Below are 18,212 nucleotides of genomic sequence, written 5' to 3' on the forward strand. Positions count from 1 at the left end.
CCATCGTCAGGCGCCGAGATGGTGGTAGGCACGCTTGTAGTAGACCAGCGCCTTTTCCGCAGCGCTTTCGCGGATAGCCTTTACCGAGCAGAACAGCACCCGGTGGGTGCCGACATCGACCATGTCGGTGAGCACGCATTCGAACGATACCATGGCATCCTCCAGCACCGGAGCGCCCGTAACCCCATAGTGCCAGTTGGCTGCGGCAAAGCGCTGTTCGACGGGGGTCTTGCCGCCAAACAGGCCTGAAAGCCCTTCGTGCCCGGCGGTCAGGACATTGACGCAGAGCGCCTTGTTGCCCATGACCGCATTGAATACCGACGCCGTCCGGTTGAGACAGATGAGCAAGGTGGCGGGGCTGTCGGTGACGCTGCAGACAGCGGTCGCTGCAAAGCCTGCCTTGCCGGCCGGACCATCCGTCGTGATGATGTTCACGGCCGCGCCCATCTTCGCCATTGCGTCGCGAAAGACCTGCGGGCTTACGTCTTCAATGGTTTCGATCTGGGTCGTGGCGTCCATCGGTATGATCCTTCATGGGGTGTCCGCCCGTTCCGGCGGGTTGCATGTTTTGCTCAGGCGGCCGGCCGCGCAAGCGATGGGTCGGTGAAGGCCGTCAGGCCAACTGCTCGTTCGAGCCTCAGGGCGACGCTGGCGGCCAGATCCTCGCGCCATGGACGCGCGACGATCTGCAGCGCAATGGGTAGCCCGCCAGCGGACATCGAAACCGGCACGGTGACCACCGGCAGGCCGAGATAGCTGAACGGTCTCGTGAACGCGGTCATCGCGCTGACGACAGCGTTCATCGTCGGGCTCGTCCCGACGTCGACCTCGCTGGACAGCGGTGGAATGAACGGCATTGTCGGCGCAATCAGGACATCGATGCCGGCAAAGGTTGTCTCGAGAAACTCTCTCAGCATCACCGACCTCATCTGCAGGGCACGCAGATAGATCGGCGCCGGGATCGCCAGCGACTGCGAAAGTCGCATGCGGATCTGCGGGCCGTAATCTTCCGGACGCTCGCGCATCCAGTCGAAATGCACCGTACCCGCTTCTGCCATGGCCACTGCATTGGCGAGTTTAGCGATGGCGGAGAGATCGGGCAGGGGTGCAGCAGCGATGCCGGCTACATCTGGCGACAAAGCCCTGATTGCCGTCTCCATCCCGCCTGCAACGTCGCTTTCCAGTCCGTCGGCAAACGGACCGCCGGCAATTCCGATCCGCAGCGATGACAGGTCGGAAAGCAGCGCACCGGGCTTGTCTGCATCCATGCAGGTCGTGTCGTGTCCGTCCGGGCCGGCGATCAGCTGCAACAGCAGGTAGGCGTCTGCGACGGAGCGCGCCAGAGGGCCGACGCAATCCTGCGAGAATGACAGCGGCATCGCCCCATGACGGCTGACGCGTCCCTGTGTCGGCTTGATCCCGACCGTGCCACAACAGGCGGCCGGCAGACGGATGGAGCCGCCCGTGTCTGAGCCGAGAGCCGCCAGCACCACCCCGCCGCCAACGGCAGATCCGGACCCGGAGGAAGAGCCGCCGGTGATCCGCGCAGCATCGATCGGGTTCAGCGCCCTGCCGTGGTGAAAATTGTGCCCCGTCGGTCCCATGGCGAATTCGCTCATGTTGAGCCGGCCGATGGAGAGCGCACCCGCTGCTTGCAGACGCTGCATGACTGTGGACGTCGAGGTCGCCACATGACCCTTGCGGATCTTCGAGCCGCAACCGGTCACGAAGCCGGCGCGGTCATACATATCCTTGTGGGCGAGTGGCACACCATGCAGCGGCCCTACCGTCCGGCCGGCGGCAAGCGCAACATCGGCGGCACGGGCTGCCTCGAGCACGGGGCCTTCCTCGATCTCGATAAAGGCGTTCAGCCGCTCGTGGCTGGACTTTGCGCGGGCGAGTGCGGCGGTTGTCATCTCGACGGAAGTAATCCGGCCGGCGAGGATCGCCTCCGCAGCCTCCTTGAGCGTGGTCGGGTTATCGAGGCTCATCGTCCGGCCTCAACGCGCAAGACAGCTTCGAAATGGGCTGGTTCGGTGTTGAACAACGCGCCTGCCTTATCGGTAAGTGGCTTGGCGATGCTGGTCTTGTCGCGCATGGCTTCACCGGCCATGGCCACAAGCTCCGCCTCGTCGGCCGGGCGATCCCAATAGGTCTCGGCAAGGGCAGCCATGATCTTCATCAGGTCCATCAGCTGAAATCCTGTGGCTGGCGATTGCGCACGAGCTGGCTGAGCGACACGGCGATGACCAGGGCGCCTCCGTAGAACAGGTTCTGCACATAGGCATCCGCCCCGAGCATGGTCAGGCCGGTGATGCCGGTCACGAGGAAATAAACGCTGATCACCGCGCCGAAGGCATTGAAGCGGCCGGGCGAGATTGTCGTTGCGCCGAGGAATGCTGCGGCGAACGCCGGAAGCAGAAGGTTGAGGCCGGACAGCGGATCGGCTGATCCTGTCATGCCGGCATAGAGCATGCCGGCAAAGGCGGAGATCAGCCCGGAGAGCACGAAGGAGGTGGCGCGCACCCTGTCGACATTGATGCCGTTCAGCCGGGACACTTCGCGCCCGCGGCCGACGAACAGCAGCTTGCGGCCGGCAATGGTGAATTCCAGCGCATACCAAAGAATGACGGCGATGATTAGGGCATAGAAGAAGGCGAGGGGAATGCCGAACAGCCGGTTGATGATGACCCATTTAACCAGGCCCATGGAGACGCCTGATATCGTCTGCGAATTGCTGACCCAGAGGATCAGCCCGTTCACGAACGTACCGACACCGAGCGTGACGATCAGCGAATGGATGCGGAAATAGAGGACGAAGAATGCATTGACCGCGCCGATGACGATACCGCTCATTAGCGCGATGACGATCACGGGGACGATCGGCCAGCCGAATTTGACGTTGAGCACGGCGATCAGCATGGTGCTCATCGTCAGGGTCGAGGCCCCAGACAGGTCGAAATCGCCCGATGTCAGCGGAATGATGATGGCAAGCGTCAGCACCACGAGCACGGCCTGTGAGCCGAACAGGGTGGAGAAGCTTCGCCAGCTCAGGAACGAATCCGGCATCAGCGTTCCGAAAATCACGATGAGCAGCAACCATGCGCCCACAAGGGCGAAGCGCTCGCCCTCGGTTTTTATCGTGAAGCGGCTCCTTGCCGGCATCGAGGTCTTGGTCGTCGGCATATCCAGCGTCGTCATTCTGCGGCCTCCGCATCATGGCTGTGGAAACAGGCTTCGGTGATTGCCTTGCGGCTGATCTCGGCGCCCTTGAGTTCGATCACCGGGCGACCGCGCGAAAAGACGATAATGCGGTCGCAGATCTGTTCGAGTTGTTCATTGTCGGTCGAGGCGCAAAGTATCGCCGTGCCACCCGCCGCCGCCCGGTCCAGCGCCCTGAAAATCTGCTGGCGAGCGCCGAAATCGACGCCCTGCGTCGGTTCGTCGAGCATCAGAAGCTTCGGCTTAGTCTGCAGCCATTTGGCCAGCAGCACCTTTTGCTGATTACCTCCGGACAGCGAGCCGAGCGGGAGATGCGGATTGGCTGGCCTGACGTCGTAACTCTGGACGAGCGCTGCCGCTGCACGCGTCATTCCGGGACGATCGAGTCCGTAAGGCCTGGTGAGGCCATCCAGCATGGGGAGCGTGATATTGTCTGTCACCGACAGTGTGCCGATGCCGGCAGCACCCAGGCGATCTCCGGGCAGGAAGGCGATGCCCAGCTTCTGCGCAGCAAGCGGCGTCACCGCGCTGACCTTCGCCGATTTGCCCCCGATGGTGATTTCACCGCTGCCCCGTCTCGCACCATAGAGCAGGTAGGGGAGGGCTGCAAAGCCGGAGCCGATCAGGCCAGTCACACCCAGCGTCTCGCCCTCCCTGATCTCGAAATCGAAAGGTGCGGTGGTGCCATTGGAAATAGCGCGCACGCTGACCGCCGCCGGCACGCCTGTCCTGGCCATGCGCTTCTTTTCGAACGCGTCGATCCGCGAGCCGACGATGGTGTCGAGGATAGACTGCCGCTGTGATGTACGGGTATCGAGGATATCGACCAGCTCTCCGTCGCGCAGCACCGCGACACGGTCGGTGATATCTCGGACCTCGTCGATATCATGCGTGACGATGACGACGGAGGCGCCGGTCTTGACGATGGAACGGATCAGCGCAAAAAGTCGCAGCACGTCGTCGGCCGGCAGGAATGGCGTCGGTTCGTCGAGGACCAGGATGCCTTCGCCGCCATAGCCGGCATCGGACGCCCTGAGGTCCTCGAACGCACGGATGATGGCGACAAAGGCCCGCTCCACCGGCGCAAGGTTCGCCACCGTCTGGAACGGATCGATCGACAGGTCGAATTCGGAAAACAGCCTGGAGATGGCGGCTGCTTCCTTCTTCCAGTTGACGAACCAAGGCGTCTTCTGGCCAAGCGCTGTGACCCGCATATTCTCGAGCACCGTCAGGGATGGCACGAGACCGAGGTGCTGGTGGACGAAAGCTACTCCTCGCTTCTTGATCTCCATCGGATCGAGCGGCAGAGACATTTTCTGCCCCCAGAGGATGACCTCGCTGCCCTCTTCCGGCTGGTGAAAGCCGGCCAGCACCTTGATCATGGTGGATTTGCCGGAGCCGTTCTGGCCGAGAAGGCCGAATACCTCGCCCCGCCGTATCGACAGCGAAACACCCTTGAGCGCATAGTAGCTCCCGAAGCGCATACGGATGTTGTTCATGGTGAGGACGGCATTTTCGACCATGAGGCGCTCCTACTGCGTTCGCGTTGACCTACTTCATCATCCAGAGTTTGCGGAAGCCGTCGAGGTGGGCGTCGCCATAGCCGTCGTTGAAATTGGCAGGTGTGCCGGCGGTCTGGATATTGGTGTCGTCGAAGACCAGCAGCGGCACGTTGAGCTTGGCGACTTCAGGCTTGCCGCACAGCATCCGCATGATGTTGTCGATCGCCGCATAGCCGGCCCAGCCGAGGCTTTCGCCAACATCCATCTGCACCTGGCCTCCGCGCACCATGTCGAGAACGAATGGCGTGCCATTGAAACTGGCAAGCTTGACGCTGCCTTCCGAGCCGGTGATGCGGAGCGCCGGGATGACGAACTGCGACATGGAGTCGTAGATCGGCAGGATGTAGTTGATCGAGGGATCGGCCAGCAGAGCGGATTGCGTGCCCGACTGGATCTTCGTTGCCCATTCGGAAACGGGCACGTCCAGATGCTTCATCTTGCAGCTCGGGCAAAGCGTTTTGAGTTCATCCTGGATCGACTTGACGAAGGGGATCGAGGGGAGGACGTCGGAGGAGCCGATGATCAGTACATTTGGTTTACCTTCGGTCTGGACATAGGCCCAGGCTGCCAGCAGCTTGCCGGCGCCGCTAAAGTCGATCTTGCCGGAATAGTCGACGGTGTCGATTGCCGGCTGGGTCACGTCGTAGAAATGCGTCGTCGATATCTTCAGGCCGGCGGCGCGCGCTTCGCCCAGTTGCGGACCGAGAACTTGTGGGTTCAGGCCGCCCGCCAGGTCGAGAGCGTCATATTTCTGGCTGATCGCCTGCGAGATACCCTGCACCCACTGGTCGATCTTCAACTGGTTGTCCCAGGTGGTGTAGGTGAAGCCCACTTCGGCTGCAGCCGATGCCATTGCCTTCTGCAATTCGACATTGAACGGGATGGTCATCGAGATCGGGATCGACAAAACCTTCTTGCCGGCCATGCACTGCTTGGCGTTGAACGGTTCGCCCGGGGGCGTGAATACCGGCATGGCGCGGTGCTGCGTGATGATCGCCTTGGCATCCTCCATGGGGTCGGCCATCGCGGTTGTGGACAGGCTGGCGAAGGCGGAGACCGCCAGCATTGTACTCACGAAAAGCAGGCGCATGATCAACATTCCCCTCTGTGATCCCGGTTTGACCGGGGTCTTACAACGTAGCTTTCGATCAACTATCTGAACTTAAAGTACGTACATACACAAGGAAACGTCAACCGGATTTTGCCTATTTTTTTGCACTGCACATTTATGCGGCGATTGCTAAAAACCATGCCAGATAGGCGCTTGAATCGTGTTCAATTGCACATTAGAGCCAATCACCGGCCTATAGCAGAGCGTCTGCAGCAGAGTTGCGCCGCATGCGTTTGCCTTCAGTATGTCAGTACATATCGACAGATTTTCAGGTCAGTGGCTTGAGCGATGGGCTCGCCATGCGATGATCATGCCGCCGAAACCGAACAGGGAAAAGACCATGAAGCTCGCACCATAGTGGCCGGTCAAAGCATAAAGACTGGCAAAGGACGACGGACCGACGATGACCCCGATGAAGGTGTAGACCAGAACGCCCCCGGTGATCGCGCCGACTCTGCCTTCCGGAGCATTGTGGGCCACCTCTGCGAGCAGCACGCCGTTCCATCCAATCGTCACGCCGCCCATGCAGACGAAAAGAGCGACCTGCGCGACCGGTGGCAGGCCGGGCAGCCAGTAGAGCAAGGCATAGCCGGCGCCGCCGAGCAGGCCAAGCAGTGACAGGGTGATGAAGCCGCCGCCGATGCGATCGGCGACCACGCCCCAGAAGATGCGACCGAAGGCGCCAGCGAACTGCATGGCCGCGGCAACGGACCCTGCGGCCAGCAAGGACCATCCGGCGTCGTGCACAAGCGTAACCACAGCGAAGGCGGAAACCGACAGTTGCATGGCGGAATAGGCAAAGCCCAGGCCGCTCAGCGCCAGCAGACGCGGGTCGCGCCAGATCGTCGATTGTTCCTCGATCAACCCGCGCAACAGGGATCGGCGCTTGCTGACTACGACGGGTTCAGCCGCGTGCGTCATCGCCAGCAACCCCATCGTCAACAGCGGTGCGGCCGCCCCGATCAGCAGTGCGATATTCCAGTCGACATAGCGGGAGAGATAGGGGAAGGCGAAGCTTGCGAGGATGCCGCCCAGCGGGACGCCGGATTGCTTCAGCGAAAATACGATGTTCCGCTTGTTCTGCGGGGTGACTCGGCTCAGCATTTCGGAAGATGCCGGATTGTTCAGGCCGTAGCCGATGCCGATAAAAAGCGACGCAATGACGATCAGTGGAATACTGGCGGTGGCAATGCCGGCAAAACCGATCACGCAGCAGACAAGAGCAGCCTGTTCAATTCGGATCGGCCCGAAGCGCTGGACCAGCGTGCCGGCGATTGCAGAGGAGAACATGCCAGAGGCATAGATCAGGCTGATCTGATAGCCGATCCAGTAGGCGCCGATATCGAGATCTGCTGCCACCGTCGGCGCAATGGCCGTGAGTGCAAGGACGCTCGCGGTCGCCACGATCTGGATCAGCGTTGCCGCCACAAGGGTTTGCATCAGCGAAGAAGCTCGGCGCGTTTGCGTGGCCTCTCCGGCAATCAGGTCCGACATGCGTCTCAATATCCTGGGAAATTATAGCTGGGATATGTACGTACTAATAGATTTGCTTTGCTGGCACAAGCGGGTCAGGATGCGTTTGCGGACATGCTGAAATTCGATTGCCTTTCGCCGGGAAAGACGATTGAAACCTTTACAACGGAGATGTGCCGGTGATTTTAGCTGGCAAGGGGTGGGGTGCTTGGATCAGAAAAGCAATCATTGGAAGCCGGAGCTGGATACGGCGCCGCTCTATCTGCAGGTCGCCCATCACCTGGAGTCTCGCATCAGCAATGGCGACTACCCGGTCGGCACCCTTTTGCCGACAGAGAACGAGATTGCCGCAGCGCTGGGCGTCAGTCGCCAGACCGTACGTCAGGCAATCGGGACCCTGCGCAACAAGGGGCGTCTTTCGGCGCGCAAGGGCGTAGGCACCCGTGTTGAGGCCGGCTTCGACCCGGAACGCAAACGCTTCATCGCCCACTCGCGCTCCGAACTTTTTGAAATCGCCGCCGAGACCGAATTTGTGATCGACACGAAGGAGGAGGTCTCGGCGCAGGGGAAACTTGCGATCGAGCTGGGTTGCCGGCCTGGCCGAAAGTTCTTCCACATGGCCGGTATCCGTTATCCCGGAAATCGCAGCAGGCCGTTTTCGTGGAACGAGGTCTACGTCGATTCCAGGCTTGCCGGCGCCGTGAAGGACATCACGGTCGCCAGAAGTGCTATTTTTCACTATATCGAACAGTTTACCGGCGAAAAAATCCAGGAAATCCAGCAGGAAATCAAGCCTATCGCGCTCGATGGGGTGATCGCCGGCAAGCTTGGCGTCAGCACGGGCGATCTCGCGCTCGTCGTCACGCGCCGCTACTACGGCTCCGGTCGCCGCCTGCTGGAATATGCTTACCAGGTTCTGCCGGCAGAGCGCTTTACCTTCACCACGACACTGCGCGCCGAGAGCTGAGGCTGACAGCCGCGTGAATGGTTCCCGCCTTTGCCGGCGCCATGATTCGTCTGCCCATTCCGCCTGTAATTGCCTTTCTGATTGGCTTTTTGCCTCGTCATTCGCCGTTTGAATAATTTCCCGGCGCCAAACTTCTGCGTGCAAATCAGCCGTTTGATTAATAAATAGGCGCGCCTAAAGATGCGTCATTTTTGGCTTTACAGGCCCGAAAAATTTTGCATTAGTTCGTACATACTGCCTTGCATGTCCATCAGATAAAAGGGGAACCACATGGATATCGGTGTTTTCATTCCCATCGGAAACAATGGCTGGCTGATCTCCACTACCTCGCCGCATTACATGCCGAGCTTCGAGCTCAACAAGCAGATCGTCCAGAAAGCAGAGGGATACGGGCTCGAGTTTGCTCTCTCGATGATCAAGCTGAGAGGCTTCGGCGGCAAGGCCGAGTTCTGGGATTACAATCTTGAGAGCTTCACGCTTATGGCCAGCCTGGCGGCTGTCACCAAGCGCATCAAGCTGTTTGCCTCGACTGCCGTGCTGACTCTGCCGCCGGCCATTGTCGCGCGCATGGCGACGACGATCGACAGCGTGGCGCCCGGCCGTTTCGGTGTCAATATCGTGTCGGGCTGGCAGATGGCGGAATATGACCAGATGGGCATGTGGCCGGGAAATGACTATTTCGGCTACCGCTACGATTATTCGACCGAATACGTCCACATCATGAAAGAGCTCTGGGCCAAGGGCGAATGCTCCTTCGAAGGCAAGCACTTCACCATGAAGGATTGCATGATGAAGCCGATGCCGGCGAACAAGATCGAGATCGTTGCAGCAGGTCAGAGTCCGCGCGGGATGGAATTCGCAGCGGAATACGCCGACTACAACTTCGTCATGGGCTCGGGCATCAACACGCCGACCGCCTATGCGCCGAACAATGCAAAGCTGGTTGAAGCCGCTGCCAAGACCGGCCGCGATGTCGGCGCCTACGTGCTGTTCATGGTGATCGCCGAAGAGACCGACGAGCTGGCGAAGGCAAAGTGGGAGAGCTACCGCGAAGGGGCGGATGTCGACGCCCTCGCATGGATGGCGGACCAGGGCAGCAAGGATGCGACTGCCGACAGCAACTCGACCGCCAAGCACATCAACCTGCCGGAAGGCGCAGTTAATTTCAACATGGGGACCCTGGTAGGCTCTTATGCCAGCGTCGCACGGATGCTGGAGGAAGCTGGCAGCGTTCCCGGGACAAAGGGCATCATGCTGACCTTCGACGACTTCCTGGTCGGTCTCGACAAGTTTGGCGAGCGCATCCAGCCGCTGATGGCGTCGCGCATGCCGAGCCAGATTGCGGCCGAATAAGGTGCATCTCCTTCTGCCAGATGCCGGGGCCGCAGCACCGCTTGTCGGCCCCCGCGACCTCCTGGATCCACTGACGCTGGTCGACCCCGGCCTTGCAGATCGCCCCTACGCCCGCTTTGCACCCCCAGGCAAGCCGTTGCCAAGCCTGGATGTCGAGCCCGCGATCGAAGATTTGCAAATAAGGACCGCCGGCGTAGACGCGCTTCTTTCAGCGTATGCCGGAGGGAGACTGTTGCCTTCGCACGCCCTGCGCTCGCTTATCAGTGCGTCGCGATCCTGCACCGCAGGTGGCGAGGCTATCCTTCGCTTCGTACCGCAGGCTGAAAAGGCCGCCTGTGAAAGCGACGAGCGTTGGCGCAATGGAACGGCGCGGCCGCTGGAAGGCATTCCGTTCAGCGTCAAGGACATCATCGATGTCGCGGATACCATCACCACATCCGGCTCCCATTTTACCGGCGATCGCGTCGCACCGGCCGATGCCGATGTCGTGGCCGCCTTGCGTGGCGCCGGCGCCATTCCCTTTGCCATGACGGCGACCACCGAGTTCGCCACCGGTTCACCGCACAACCCGCGCTTCGGTACGGTGCGCAATCCGTGGGATCAAAGCCGCTGGACGGGTGGATCGTCGACGGGATCCGCTGCAGCACTGGCCGCGCGTCTGATGCCGCTGGCGCTCGGCACGGACACCGGTGGATCAATCCGGGTCCCATCCTGCTGGTGTGGCACGACGGGCCTGAAGCCGAGCCGGGACCGCGTGTCCCGAAAAGGTGTCGCGCCCCTGTCCTGGACACTCGACCATGTCGGTCCGATGGCCCGCTCCGCAAGGGACATCGCCCGCGTATTGCCTTTCATCACCGCCCAGCCGGAGCCAGCCCTGGCTGCGCAATGTGCTGCCATTCTGGCGGAAGAGACTTTCGAGGGCCTTCGCATCGGCGTGCCCGTCAACTGGTTCACGGATGTTGTCGACGACGCCGTTCTTGCCAATTGGGAGGCTGCGCTGGCGACGATGGAGAGGCTCGGATGCATTTGCATTCCGCTGCCTGCCATCGATATCGCCCCCTGGCATGAGGCCGGCTGGGTCATCCTCCAGAGCGAACTGGCAACGCTGCATTTTCCCCGTCTCGATCGGGCGGAGATGTTCGATGCCGGCCTCGTCCACAGGCTGAAGAACGGCCTTGCCTATTCTGCGGTCGATTACGGGCGGGCGCTCCAGACGCGCGCCGAGGCACAAAGCGGCTTCCTCGACGCCATGGCCGACGTCGATCTGGTCGTTACGCCCGGCATCGGTGGCGAGGCTGGCGTGCTCGATGGGCTGACCGTCGATGTGAACGGGATCTCCCATACCTTCCAGTCGATGATTTCGCGAAACACGATGATTTTCGACGTCACCGGCCTGCCGGCCCTGATGCTGCCATCCGGCCTCGGTCGCACCGGTCTGCCGACCGGTATACAGATCGTCGGCAGGCCCCAGGCCGATGCGATGTGCCTTTCCCTGGGGGCCGCTTTTCAGCGCGCGACCGAGTTCCACGACATGATGCCGCCGGGACTGGCGATATGAGCGCTGAAACGCCGTCTGTGCCCCTGCCGAACCAGCTGACTGCCACGGATTTGCTGGCGATGCTGGCCGATGACAAGTTGAGCGCTAGCGATGTGGTGGAAGCGTGCCTTGAGCGCATCCGCCTGCGGGATGGCGATGTGCAGGCCTGGCTCGCCGTCAATCCGCAGGCACTGGCCGAGGCCGCCCGTCTGGATGCCTTGCCGAGGGAAAAGCGTGGCCGGCTGCATGGCCTGCCGATTGCTGTCAAGGATGTGTTCGACACCCACGACCTGCCGACGACCTACAACTCGCCGCTTTATGGTGGTTTCCAGCCTGCGGCGGATGCTGCGGCCGTCGATCTGCTGCGCGCGGAAGGTGCAATCGTGCTCGGCAAGACCGACACGACGGAATTTGCCGCCGCCGGGCAGGATGCCAAAACCGGCAATCCGTACGATCTCGCACGCACCTCCGGCGGTTCGTCTGCCGGTTCTGCGGCAGCCGTCGCCGACTTCCACGTGCCGTTGGCGCTTGCCACGCAGACCGGCGGCTCGACCATTCGCCCGGCTTCCTTCTGCGGCGTCTACGCCTTCAAGCCGAGCTACGGTCGTGTCAGCCGGGAGGGTGTGAGGCTCTATTCCATCAGCTTTGACACTGTGGGCTGGTATGGCCGTTCGGTTGCGGACCTCGCATTGCTGGCGAATGTCTTCGGTCTGGACGAACCTCTCGGGCCGGAAAGTCGCCCGGATGCGTTGAGGATGGCCGTGACCACCGGCCCCTACCATGACCGCCTGCAGGACAAAAGCCTGCGGGCAATGACATCGGCCGCCGACAGCCTGCGACAGGCCGGTCATCAGGTCCATGAGCTCGAACTTCCGCCGGCCTTCGAAGCGCTCGATCGCTATCACCGGGTCATTCTGCATCGCGAAGGCCAGGCGGCGTTTCGCAATCTTGCCCGTCGACATGGCGCCGCCCTGCATGACGATTTCCACCACCGGGTGGAAAATCGCGATGGAACGACGCTTGCCGAACTGAGAGACGCCTATGACGGCATGGGGCTGGCGCGGATCGCGTTCGACGAGATCGCAGCCAACTACGATGTGGTGATCGCGCCGAGCGCTGCCGGGTTTGCACCCGTCGGCCGCAAACCCGGCGATCCCGTGTTCAATGCCTCGTGGACGCTGCTCGGCGTGCCCTGCGTGAATATTCCAGTGCCGCCGCCGGCATCTCCCGGCGGGCTGTCGCTGCCGATCGGGGTGACAGTGATCGCGCCGCGTTTTGCCGACAGCCATCTTCTCGCCCATGCCGACCGGATTGCCGCAGTCCTGAGTCCGAAAGCCCCTGTCGTCGAGACCGTCCATGAATTTCGAGGGAGCCGTCCGTGAGCGAAGCCGACCTGCGTGCGAACTATGCCAAAGCCTATGACAACCGCATCGGCTTCGGCAGGAAGCCTGCCCTGGTGCTGGTCGATTTCGTCCAGGCCTATTTCGAGCCTGACAGCCCGCTATTCGCAGGTGTCGATGCGGCGCTGGAAAGTGCCCTGCGCATCCGTGCCGCAGCGCATGAGAAGAACCTTCCCGTCATCCTGACCGGCGTCGTCCTGCATTCGAGCGGTCTGGATGGCGGCCGGTTTTTCCAGAAGGCCAAGCCGCTGGCGAGCTTTACCGCCGGCAACCCTCTCGGCGCCTGGCCGAAGGGGCTTGAGCCACGGGCTGACGAGTTTGTTGTGACGAAGCAGTATCCGAGCGCGTTCTTCGGCACGTCTCTGGCGCCGATGCTGACCGCGATGGGGGTCGACAACGTCATCCTCACCGGGCTGACCACCAGCGGCTGCGTGCGCGCTTCCTGCGTGGATGCCATGTCGCATGGCTTCATCACGACGGTGGTGCGCGACGCCTGTGGCGACCGTCATCCGGCTCCGCACGAGGCCAATCTTTTCGATATGAACGCAAAATATGCCGACGTCGTCTCCGAGGCGGAGATCCTGGCGTTTATCGATGGCCTCGACTAACCCCGTCGTCGCCAGCAAGTGCCCGGCGACCACACGGCCGCCGAAGCATTGTCATTTCAGGCTTAGCTGGCGCCGTTTGCCTTGGCTATGAAGTCGGTGAGGTGCGGAACGTAGTCTTCTGCTCCGGCACCGCCATTCGCCATCGCCACGGCGAATGAGTTCTTCACCGCGCTCGACATTGTGGTGGTGACTGTCGCCGCATTTGCCATCGATTCCACGTAGCGCATGTCTTTGTAGGCATTGCTGAGGGTGAACTTGTGGGCTTCGCGGTTGCCTTCCAGAGCATAGCCCATGAAAGTCTGATAGAAGCCGCAATCCATGCGTCCGCCGCGGATCACCTGGTCGAATGTTTCTATGGAGATGCCAACTTTTTTCGACAGCGCCAGGGCCTCGGAATAGAGCGCGGCATAGCCGAGCGAGATGAAATTGTTCAGGAGCTTCATCCGATGGCCGTCGGCGACGCCGCCGATGTGGACGATCTTGCCCGCCCATGTCGAGATCACCGGCTTGATGCGCTCAAAAACCGCCGCATCGGCGCCGACCATGCAATCGAGAGTACCCGCCCACGCTTCTTTCGGCGTGCGGCTCAAGGGGGCGTCGGCGTAGAGAACGCCGATCTCGGCCATCTCTGCGGCCAGCGTCTGTGTCACCGTGGGCTCGCCGGTCGAGCAATCGACGATAACGGTCCCTGCGGCAAGGCCCGGTTTCATGGCCGCGACGGCAGCGGCAACTTCCGGCGAGCCGGTCAGGCAAAGAAAGACGATGGTGGAGTGACGGGCCAGTTCATCGAGAGACTTTGCCTCGGTGGCTCCCCTTGAAACCAGATCGTCGACCGGCACCCGGTTTCGATGGGCGACGACCTGCAGCGCGTAGCCCTTTTCAACGATATTCTTTGCCATGCCATGGCCCATCAGCCCGGTGCCGACAAACCCGATGGTCTCAGTGGTATTGCTCATTTTACTCTCTCCCTGAACGTAAATGGTCGGCGATCATGACAAATTGAATTTGCTGCGCAGCTCGTCTATCTGCTGCGGCGTCAGCGCGCGCAACACGTGGTTTTGCAGCATCAGGAACAGCTTGGCTGTTTCCTCAAGCTCCTCGGTGGCATACTGGGCGTTGGCAAGCGAAGTTCCGGCGACGACAGGACCGTGATTTGCCAGAAGCACCGCGTGATGCTTGCCGGCCAGCGCCTTTACGGCGTGCGCCAATTCCGGATCTCCCGGCGCGAAATAGGGCACCAGCGGCAAGCGGCCGATGCGCATCACATAATATGCCGTCAGCGCTGGAAGCACATCGTTGGGATCGACGTCGGCAAGGATGCTGACGGCTGTGGCATGGCTCGAATGCAGGTGGACGACGGCTGCCGCTTCTGACCGTTCATCATACATTGAAAAATGCAAGAAGGCCTCCTTGGTCGGCTTGTCTCCCGACAAGAGCTGGCCGGATGCGTCGAAATGTGAAAGCCGATCTGGCTCGAGGTTTCCCAGCGAGGCGTTCGTCGGCGTCATCAACCATCCGCCATCGGCAAGGCGCACCGAGATGTTTCCGCTTGAGCCGGCTGTCAGGCCGCGATTGAACAGCGAGGCGCCGACGCGGCAGATTTCGTCGCGCGCTTTGTTGATCTCACGCATTCCCGTGCTCCGCTCGTAACAGATGCCAAGCCTTCAGAAAGAAATCCTCGGCACCGAAGTTTCCCGATTTCAGCGCCAATGCCAAGTCCGGGCCGTTGATGCTGCGGGTCCAGGGGACGCCGGGATCGATCTCCGGCCCGATCTCGAGCATCGCCACCTGCAGCCCAGCAACGATAGCACCGGATGTTTCGCCACCGGCAACCAGAAACTTCGTAAATCCTCTGTTCTTCAAATGGTTTGCGACTTCGGCCAGCGTCGTTTCGACCAATGCGCCGGACTGGTGCCTGCCCATCGATGCCTGAATGTCTGCAAGGGCGGCCGGATCTGCGCTCGAATAGATAAGCACCGGCGCAGAGCTGTCCTGCGCAAGAGCCCAGTCTGCTATCTCCGAAGCCGTCTGCCTCCCGTCCGAAATTGCGTTTACATCGAGCGCTAGCGTCGGCATGCCGCTGTGTCGCGCCGCCTCGATCTGGCCGCGGGTTGCGACCGAGCAGGATCCTGCCAGAATGGCTGCCCGACCCGCTGGCGCCGCCATTTGCACTTGTTCCTGCCGGCGTGCGACGCGGCCCTTGGTAACGAGATCTTCCGCAAGGCCCAAGCCGATGCCTGAGCCGCCTGTTACAAGCCGCATCTCCGCACACGCTTGTCCGATGGCATGCAGATCGGTGTCTGCAAGGGTGTCCACGATCACGATCCGGCGCCCGGCTGCTTTTTCTGCTGCGAAGGCCCCTGATATCGCGTCCTGTCCGGACCTTACGATATTGATATCGACCAGTCCTACGGCCAGCGACGTCTGACGGCCCAACACCCGCACGATATTTGCATCGGTCATCGGGTTCAGCGGATGATCTTTCAGGGGGCTGTCCGACAGCAGCTGATCTCCGACGAACAGGTGGCCTTTGTAAACGGTCCGGCCCGCTGCCGGAAAAGATGGACAGGCGATTGTGAAATCGACATCGAGGAGCGTCATCAGCGCTTCGGTGACCGGCCCGATATTACCCTCGTCCGTGCTGTCGAAGGTCGAGCAGTATTTGAATAGAAACTTTTCCGCCCCCGCAGCAAGCAGGGCCCGGGCTGCGGCGCAAGACATATCAACCGCCTCATCGGCTGGAATCGATCGTGACTTCAGGGCAACAACGACAGCATCGGCATCGGCGAACTTTTCACCCGGCGCGGGTACGCCGATGCGCTGCACCGTTCGCAGACCCGCGCGCGAAAGCATCAGGCAGAGATCGGTAGCGCCGGTAATGTCGTCCGCAATTGCGCCTATCAGCACGTTCGTTCCTCATTTTTCCAGCCGGTATGCTGCCCCCAGGGTGTAAGCGAGGATACATCCGACGGTAGCATCGAATTTACTCCGCGCCGTCCCTTTCGCGCTCGACCCTGTTGTTGCTTCAGCGCAAAAAGCCCTTGCATTGCTTTTCCGACGCGCGCTAACTGTGTTTATGGCAACGCTATCATTTGAATTTGACGAGCACAAGCGCGTGTTTAATCCTGCGGTATCGGCCGCACTCCATTCGGCAAGGAAGCTCAGATGACGACAAAACCTCAACAGACTGCCTGCGTGATCGGGTTGGGATCCATGGGGTTCGGGATAGCGGCCTCTCTTCTTCGCGGCGGCTTCGATGTCGTCGGCTGCGATGTCAGTGTGGACGCGATGGCGCGGTTCGAGGCGCTCGGCGGCAGGGTTGCAGGACTGCCGATCGATGCCGGGCGGGACGCGCAGATCGTGATTTCGGTCGTGGTCAACGCGGCGCAGACCGATGCCGTCCTATTCGGTGAGAATGGCGCGGTGACCGAAATGGGCAAGCGCGGCACCGTTTTGTCTTGTGCCACCATGTCGCCGGAGGCTGCGCGGGATTTTGAGCGTCGCGCCCAAGCTCTTGATTTACTTTACATCGATGCCCCGATCAGCGGCGGCGCCATGCGTGCTGCCGCTGGTGAGCTGACGATCATGGCATCCGGTGCGCCAGAGGCCTTCGCCTCGGCACGTGCTGCCCTCGATTGCATTGCCACCAAGGTCTACGAACTCGGCGAGGCCGCAGGGGTCGGTGCAGCATTCAAGATCGTCAACCAGTTGCTGGCCGGCGTGCATATCGCCGCTGCCTGCGAGGCCGTGACCTTCGCGAAGGCCATGGACCTGGATATTGCCAAGGTTTACGAGGTGATCTCGGCCTCCGCCGGCAATTCCTGGATGTTCGAGAACAGGGTTCCGCATATCCTGGAGGGCGATTACCGTCCGCGCAGTGCTGTCGATATCTTCACCAAGGATCTCGGCATCGTCTCGGATATCGCCCGCAATCTCAAATTTCCCACGCCCATAGCATCGACTGCCCTGCAGATGTTCGTCATGACGGCTGCCGCCGGCATGGGGCGCGACGACGATGCATCGATCGCGCGTATGATCGCGAACCTAACGGGGCTCGATCTTCCAGGGCTGGAGGCCTGATATGCCACGTTTTGCGGCCAATTTGACCATGATGTTCACAGAAGTCGGCTTCCTCGACAGGTTCGCTGCTGCTGCTGCGGCCGGATTCGATGCGGTGGAGTATCTGTTCCCATACGATTTCGACCCAGCCGATGTCGCCGAGCGATTGCATCGACTCAAGCTCTCGCAAGCGCTTTTCAATTTGCCGCCGGGCGATTGGGCATCGGGCGAGAGAGGTCTCGCAGCGCTGCCAGAGCGGAAAGATGAATTCCGCGCGTCTGTCGAGACAGCGCTCAGATATGCTGCGGCAACAGGCGTGAAGCGGTTGCACGTGATGAGCGGTCTGGCCGAGCGGTCGGACCCGGCCGCCGTCGCCGCGTATCGCCAGTCAATCGCCTACGCATGCGACAAGGCGGGCGAGACCGGGCTGGATATTGTTCTGGAGCCGATCAATGGGCGCGACATGCCCGGATATTTCCTCAATAATTTCAATTTCGCAGCGGATTTGATCGCAGATCTTGGCTATCCAAACCTGAAATTACAGTTCGATATCTACCATCGCCAGATCATCCATGGCGATGTGCTCTCTGGGCTGCGAACGATGATGCCCATCATAGGCCACGTTCAGATCGCATCGGTACCCCTCCGCCACGAGCCTGGAACGGGAGAGCTCGATGACTTTACCGTCCTGCGTGAACTCGATCGGCTGGGATATGACGGTTTTGTCGGCTGCGAGTACCGTCCGGCACGCGGCACGATCGAAGGCCTCGGATGGCTGGCGACCTTTCGCCAGTAGGGATGCAGTCAGTTAATAGCCGACATGCTGATTAACAGCGCTGCCATTCAACAGAGAAATTCTGTGCGTTTAATGCACTTGCAGACGCGGGGAATGACTGAGCACACTTCCATCTTGACCGCAT

Annotated in this window: 17 protein-coding genes; 7 read left to right on the forward strand and 10 right to left on the reverse strand. The window is 61.1% G+C overall.

Annotation, left to right across the window (positions count from 1 at the left end):
- Window positions 1–6: 6 nt before the first annotated feature.
- The 7 genes from J5274_RS20880 to J5274_RS20910 form a co-directional block, all read right to left on the reverse strand.
- On the reverse strand, window positions 7–519 hold the full coding sequence (locus J5274_RS20880) for a flavin reductase (RefSeq protein WP_142830967.1): 513 nt from the start codon (window positions 517–519) through the stop codon (window positions 7–9).
- Window positions 520–572: 53 nt separating this feature from the next.
- Complete coding sequence (locus J5274_RS20885) at window positions 573–1,991, reverse strand: amidase (RefSeq protein ID WP_219275630.1); 1,419 nt, start codon at window positions 1,989–1,991, stop codon at window positions 573–575.
- The gene (locus tag J5274_RS20890) at window positions 1,988–2,191 is read right to left on the reverse strand and encodes a hypothetical protein (RefSeq protein WP_143123110.1); all 204 of its coding nucleotides are present in this window, start codon (window positions 2,189–2,191) and stop codon (window positions 1,988–1,990) included. The genes J5274_RS20885 and J5274_RS20890 overlap by 4 nt, the downstream gene beginning before the upstream one ends.
- The gene (locus tag J5274_RS20895; protein ID WP_143123109.1) at window positions 2,191–3,201 is read right to left on the reverse strand and encodes an ABC transporter permease; all 1,011 of its coding nucleotides are present in this window, start codon (window positions 3,199–3,201) and stop codon (window positions 2,191–2,193) included. The genes J5274_RS20890 and J5274_RS20895 overlap by 1 nt, the downstream gene beginning before the upstream one ends.
- Window positions 3,198–4,745 carry a sugar ABC transporter ATP-binding protein gene (locus tag J5274_RS20900; RefSeq protein ID WP_219275631.1) on the reverse strand — a complete coding sequence of 516 codons (1,548 nt, stop codon included), beginning with the start codon at window positions 4,743–4,745 and terminating at the stop codon, window positions 3,198–3,200. The genes J5274_RS20895 and J5274_RS20900 overlap by 4 nt, the downstream gene beginning before the upstream one ends.
- A 28-nt stretch (window positions 4,746–4,773) precedes the next feature.
- A complete protein-coding gene (locus J5274_RS20905; protein WP_161991070.1) occupies window positions 4,774–5,874 on the reverse strand; it encodes a sugar ABC transporter substrate-binding protein in 1,101 nt (366 codons plus the stop codon).
- A gap of 294 nt (window positions 5,875–6,168) precedes the next feature.
- On the reverse strand, window positions 6,169–7,389 hold the full coding sequence (locus tag J5274_RS20910) for an MFS transporter (protein WP_143123106.1): 1,221 nt from the start codon (window positions 7,387–7,389) through the stop codon (window positions 6,169–6,171).
- 187 nt (window positions 7,390–7,576) lie between these two features.
- Here J5274_RS20910 and J5274_RS20915 point away from each other — a divergent pair, with 187 nt between their 5' ends.
- The 5 genes from J5274_RS20915 (at window position 7,577) to J5274_RS20935 (ending at window position 13,233) form a co-directional block, all read left to right on the forward strand.
- Window positions 7,577–8,335: a GntR family transcriptional regulator gene (locus J5274_RS20915; RefSeq protein WP_219275632.1), complete on the forward strand. Its 759-nt coding sequence runs from the start codon at window positions 7,577–7,579 to the stop codon at window positions 8,333–8,335.
- Between the two features lie 270 nt (window positions 8,336–8,605).
- Window positions 8,606–9,688, forward strand: a complete 1,083-nt coding sequence (gene rutA, locus J5274_RS20920) for a pyrimidine utilization protein A (protein WP_143123104.1) — start codon at window positions 8,606–8,608, stop codon at window positions 9,686–9,688.
- Complete coding sequence (locus J5274_RS20925) at window positions 9,675–11,246, forward strand: amidase (protein WP_219275633.1); 1,572 nt, start codon at window positions 9,675–9,677, stop codon at window positions 11,244–11,246. The genes rutA and J5274_RS20925 overlap by 14 nt, the downstream gene beginning before the upstream one ends.
- Entirely contained in the window at window positions 11,243–12,607 is a 1,365-nt protein-coding gene (locus J5274_RS20930; RefSeq protein WP_142830977.1) for an amidase, read from the forward strand. Before J5274_RS20925 ends, J5274_RS20930 begins: the two co-directional genes overlap by 4 nt.
- Window positions 12,604–13,233 carry an isochorismatase family protein gene (locus J5274_RS20935; RefSeq protein WP_142830978.1) on the forward strand — a complete coding sequence of 210 codons (630 nt, stop codon included), beginning with the start codon at window positions 12,604–12,606 and terminating at the stop codon, window positions 13,231–13,233. The genes J5274_RS20930 and J5274_RS20935 overlap by 4 nt, the downstream gene beginning before the upstream one ends.
- A gap of 62 nt (window positions 13,234–13,295) precedes the next feature.
- On the opposite strand, the gene J5274_RS20940 is transcribed toward J5274_RS20935, so the two are convergent.
- The 3 genes from J5274_RS20940 to otnK are packed head-to-tail and all read right to left on the reverse strand — an operon-like array spanning window position 13,296 to window position 16,140.
- Window positions 13,296–14,189, reverse strand: coding sequence for an NAD(P)-dependent oxidoreductase (locus J5274_RS20940; RefSeq protein WP_142830979.1), 894 nt, complete (start codon window positions 14,187–14,189; stop codon window positions 13,296–13,298).
- Window positions 14,190–14,222: 33 nt separating this feature from the next.
- A complete protein-coding gene (gene otnC / locus J5274_RS20945; protein WP_142830980.1) occupies window positions 14,223–14,864 on the reverse strand; it encodes a 3-oxo-tetronate 4-phosphate decarboxylase in 642 nt (213 codons plus the stop codon).
- Window positions 14,857–16,140, reverse strand: coding sequence for a 3-oxo-tetronate kinase (gene otnK, locus J5274_RS20950; protein WP_142830981.1), 1,284 nt, complete (start codon window positions 16,138–16,140; stop codon window positions 14,857–14,859). The genes otnC and otnK overlap by 8 nt, the downstream gene beginning before the upstream one ends.
- 258 nt (window positions 16,141–16,398) lie before the next feature.
- On the opposite strand from otnK, the gene ltnD reads away from it, so the two are divergent.
- Both ltnD and otnI read left to right on the forward strand, forming a co-directional pair.
- A complete protein-coding gene (ltnD, locus tag J5274_RS20955; protein WP_142830982.1) occupies window positions 16,399–17,313 on the forward strand; it encodes an L-threonate dehydrogenase in 915 nt (304 codons plus the stop codon).
- A 1-nt stretch (window position 17,314) separates the two neighbouring features.
- Window positions 17,315–18,088 carry a 2-oxo-tetronate isomerase gene (gene otnI, locus J5274_RS20960; protein ID WP_142830983.1) on the forward strand — a complete coding sequence of 258 codons (774 nt, stop codon included), beginning with the start codon at window positions 17,315–17,317 and terminating at the stop codon, window positions 18,086–18,088.
- Window positions 18,089–18,212 lie beyond the last annotated feature (124 nt).

It is taken from the genome of Rhizobium sp. L51/94, from assembly GCF_019355555.1.
Lineage (GTDB): Bacteria > Pseudomonadota > Alphaproteobacteria > Rhizobiales > Rhizobiaceae > Rhizobium > Rhizobium rhododendri.

Bases quoted from the DNA above. Each gene is read 5' to 3' on its own strand.
- J5274_RS20880 (WP_142830967.1), bottom strand. From the start codon at position 519: ATGGACGCCACGACCCAGATCGAAACCATTGAAGACGTAAGCCCGCAG.
- J5274_RS20885 (WP_219275630.1), bottom strand. From the start codon at position 1,991: ATGAGCCTCGATAACCCGACCACGCTCAAGGAGGCTGCGGAGGCGATC.
- J5274_RS20890 (WP_143123110.1), bottom strand. From the start codon at position 2,191: ATGGACCTGATGAAGATCATGGCTGCCCTTGCCGAGACCTATTGGGAT.
- J5274_RS20895 (WP_143123109.1), bottom strand. From the start codon at position 3,201: ATGACGACGCTGGATATGCCGACGACCAAGACCTCGATGCCGGCAAGG.
- J5274_RS20900 (WP_219275631.1), bottom strand. From the start codon at position 4,745: ATGGTCGAAAATGCCGTCCTCACCATGAACAACATCCGTATGCGCTTC.
- J5274_RS20905 (WP_161991070.1), bottom strand. From the start codon at position 5,874: ATGCGCCTGCTTTTCGTGAGTACAATGCTGGCGGTCTCCGCCTTCGCC.
- J5274_RS20910 (WP_143123106.1), bottom strand. From the start codon at position 7,389: ATGTCGGACCTGATTGCCGGAGAGGCCACGCAAACGCGCCGAGCTTCT.
- rutA (WP_143123104.1), top strand. From the start codon at position 8,606: ATGGATATCGGTGTTTTCATTCCCATCGGAAACAATGGCTGGCTGATC.
- J5274_RS20930 (WP_142830977.1), top strand. From the start codon at position 11,243: ATGAGCGCTGAAACGCCGTCTGTGCCCCTGCCGAACCAGCTGACTGCC.
- J5274_RS20940 (WP_142830979.1), bottom strand. From the start codon at position 14,189: ATGAGCAATACCACTGAGACCATCGGGTTTGTCGGCACCGGGCTGATG.
- otnC (WP_142830980.1), bottom strand. From the start codon at position 14,864: ATGCGTGAGATCAACAAAGCGCGCGACGAAATCTGCCGCGTCGGCGCC.
- ltnD (WP_142830982.1), top strand. From the start codon at position 16,399: ATGACGACAAAACCTCAACAGACTGCCTGCGTGATCGGGTTGGGATCC.
- otnI (WP_142830983.1), top strand. From the start codon at position 17,315: ATGCCACGTTTTGCGGCCAATTTGACCATGATGTTCACAGAAGTCGGC.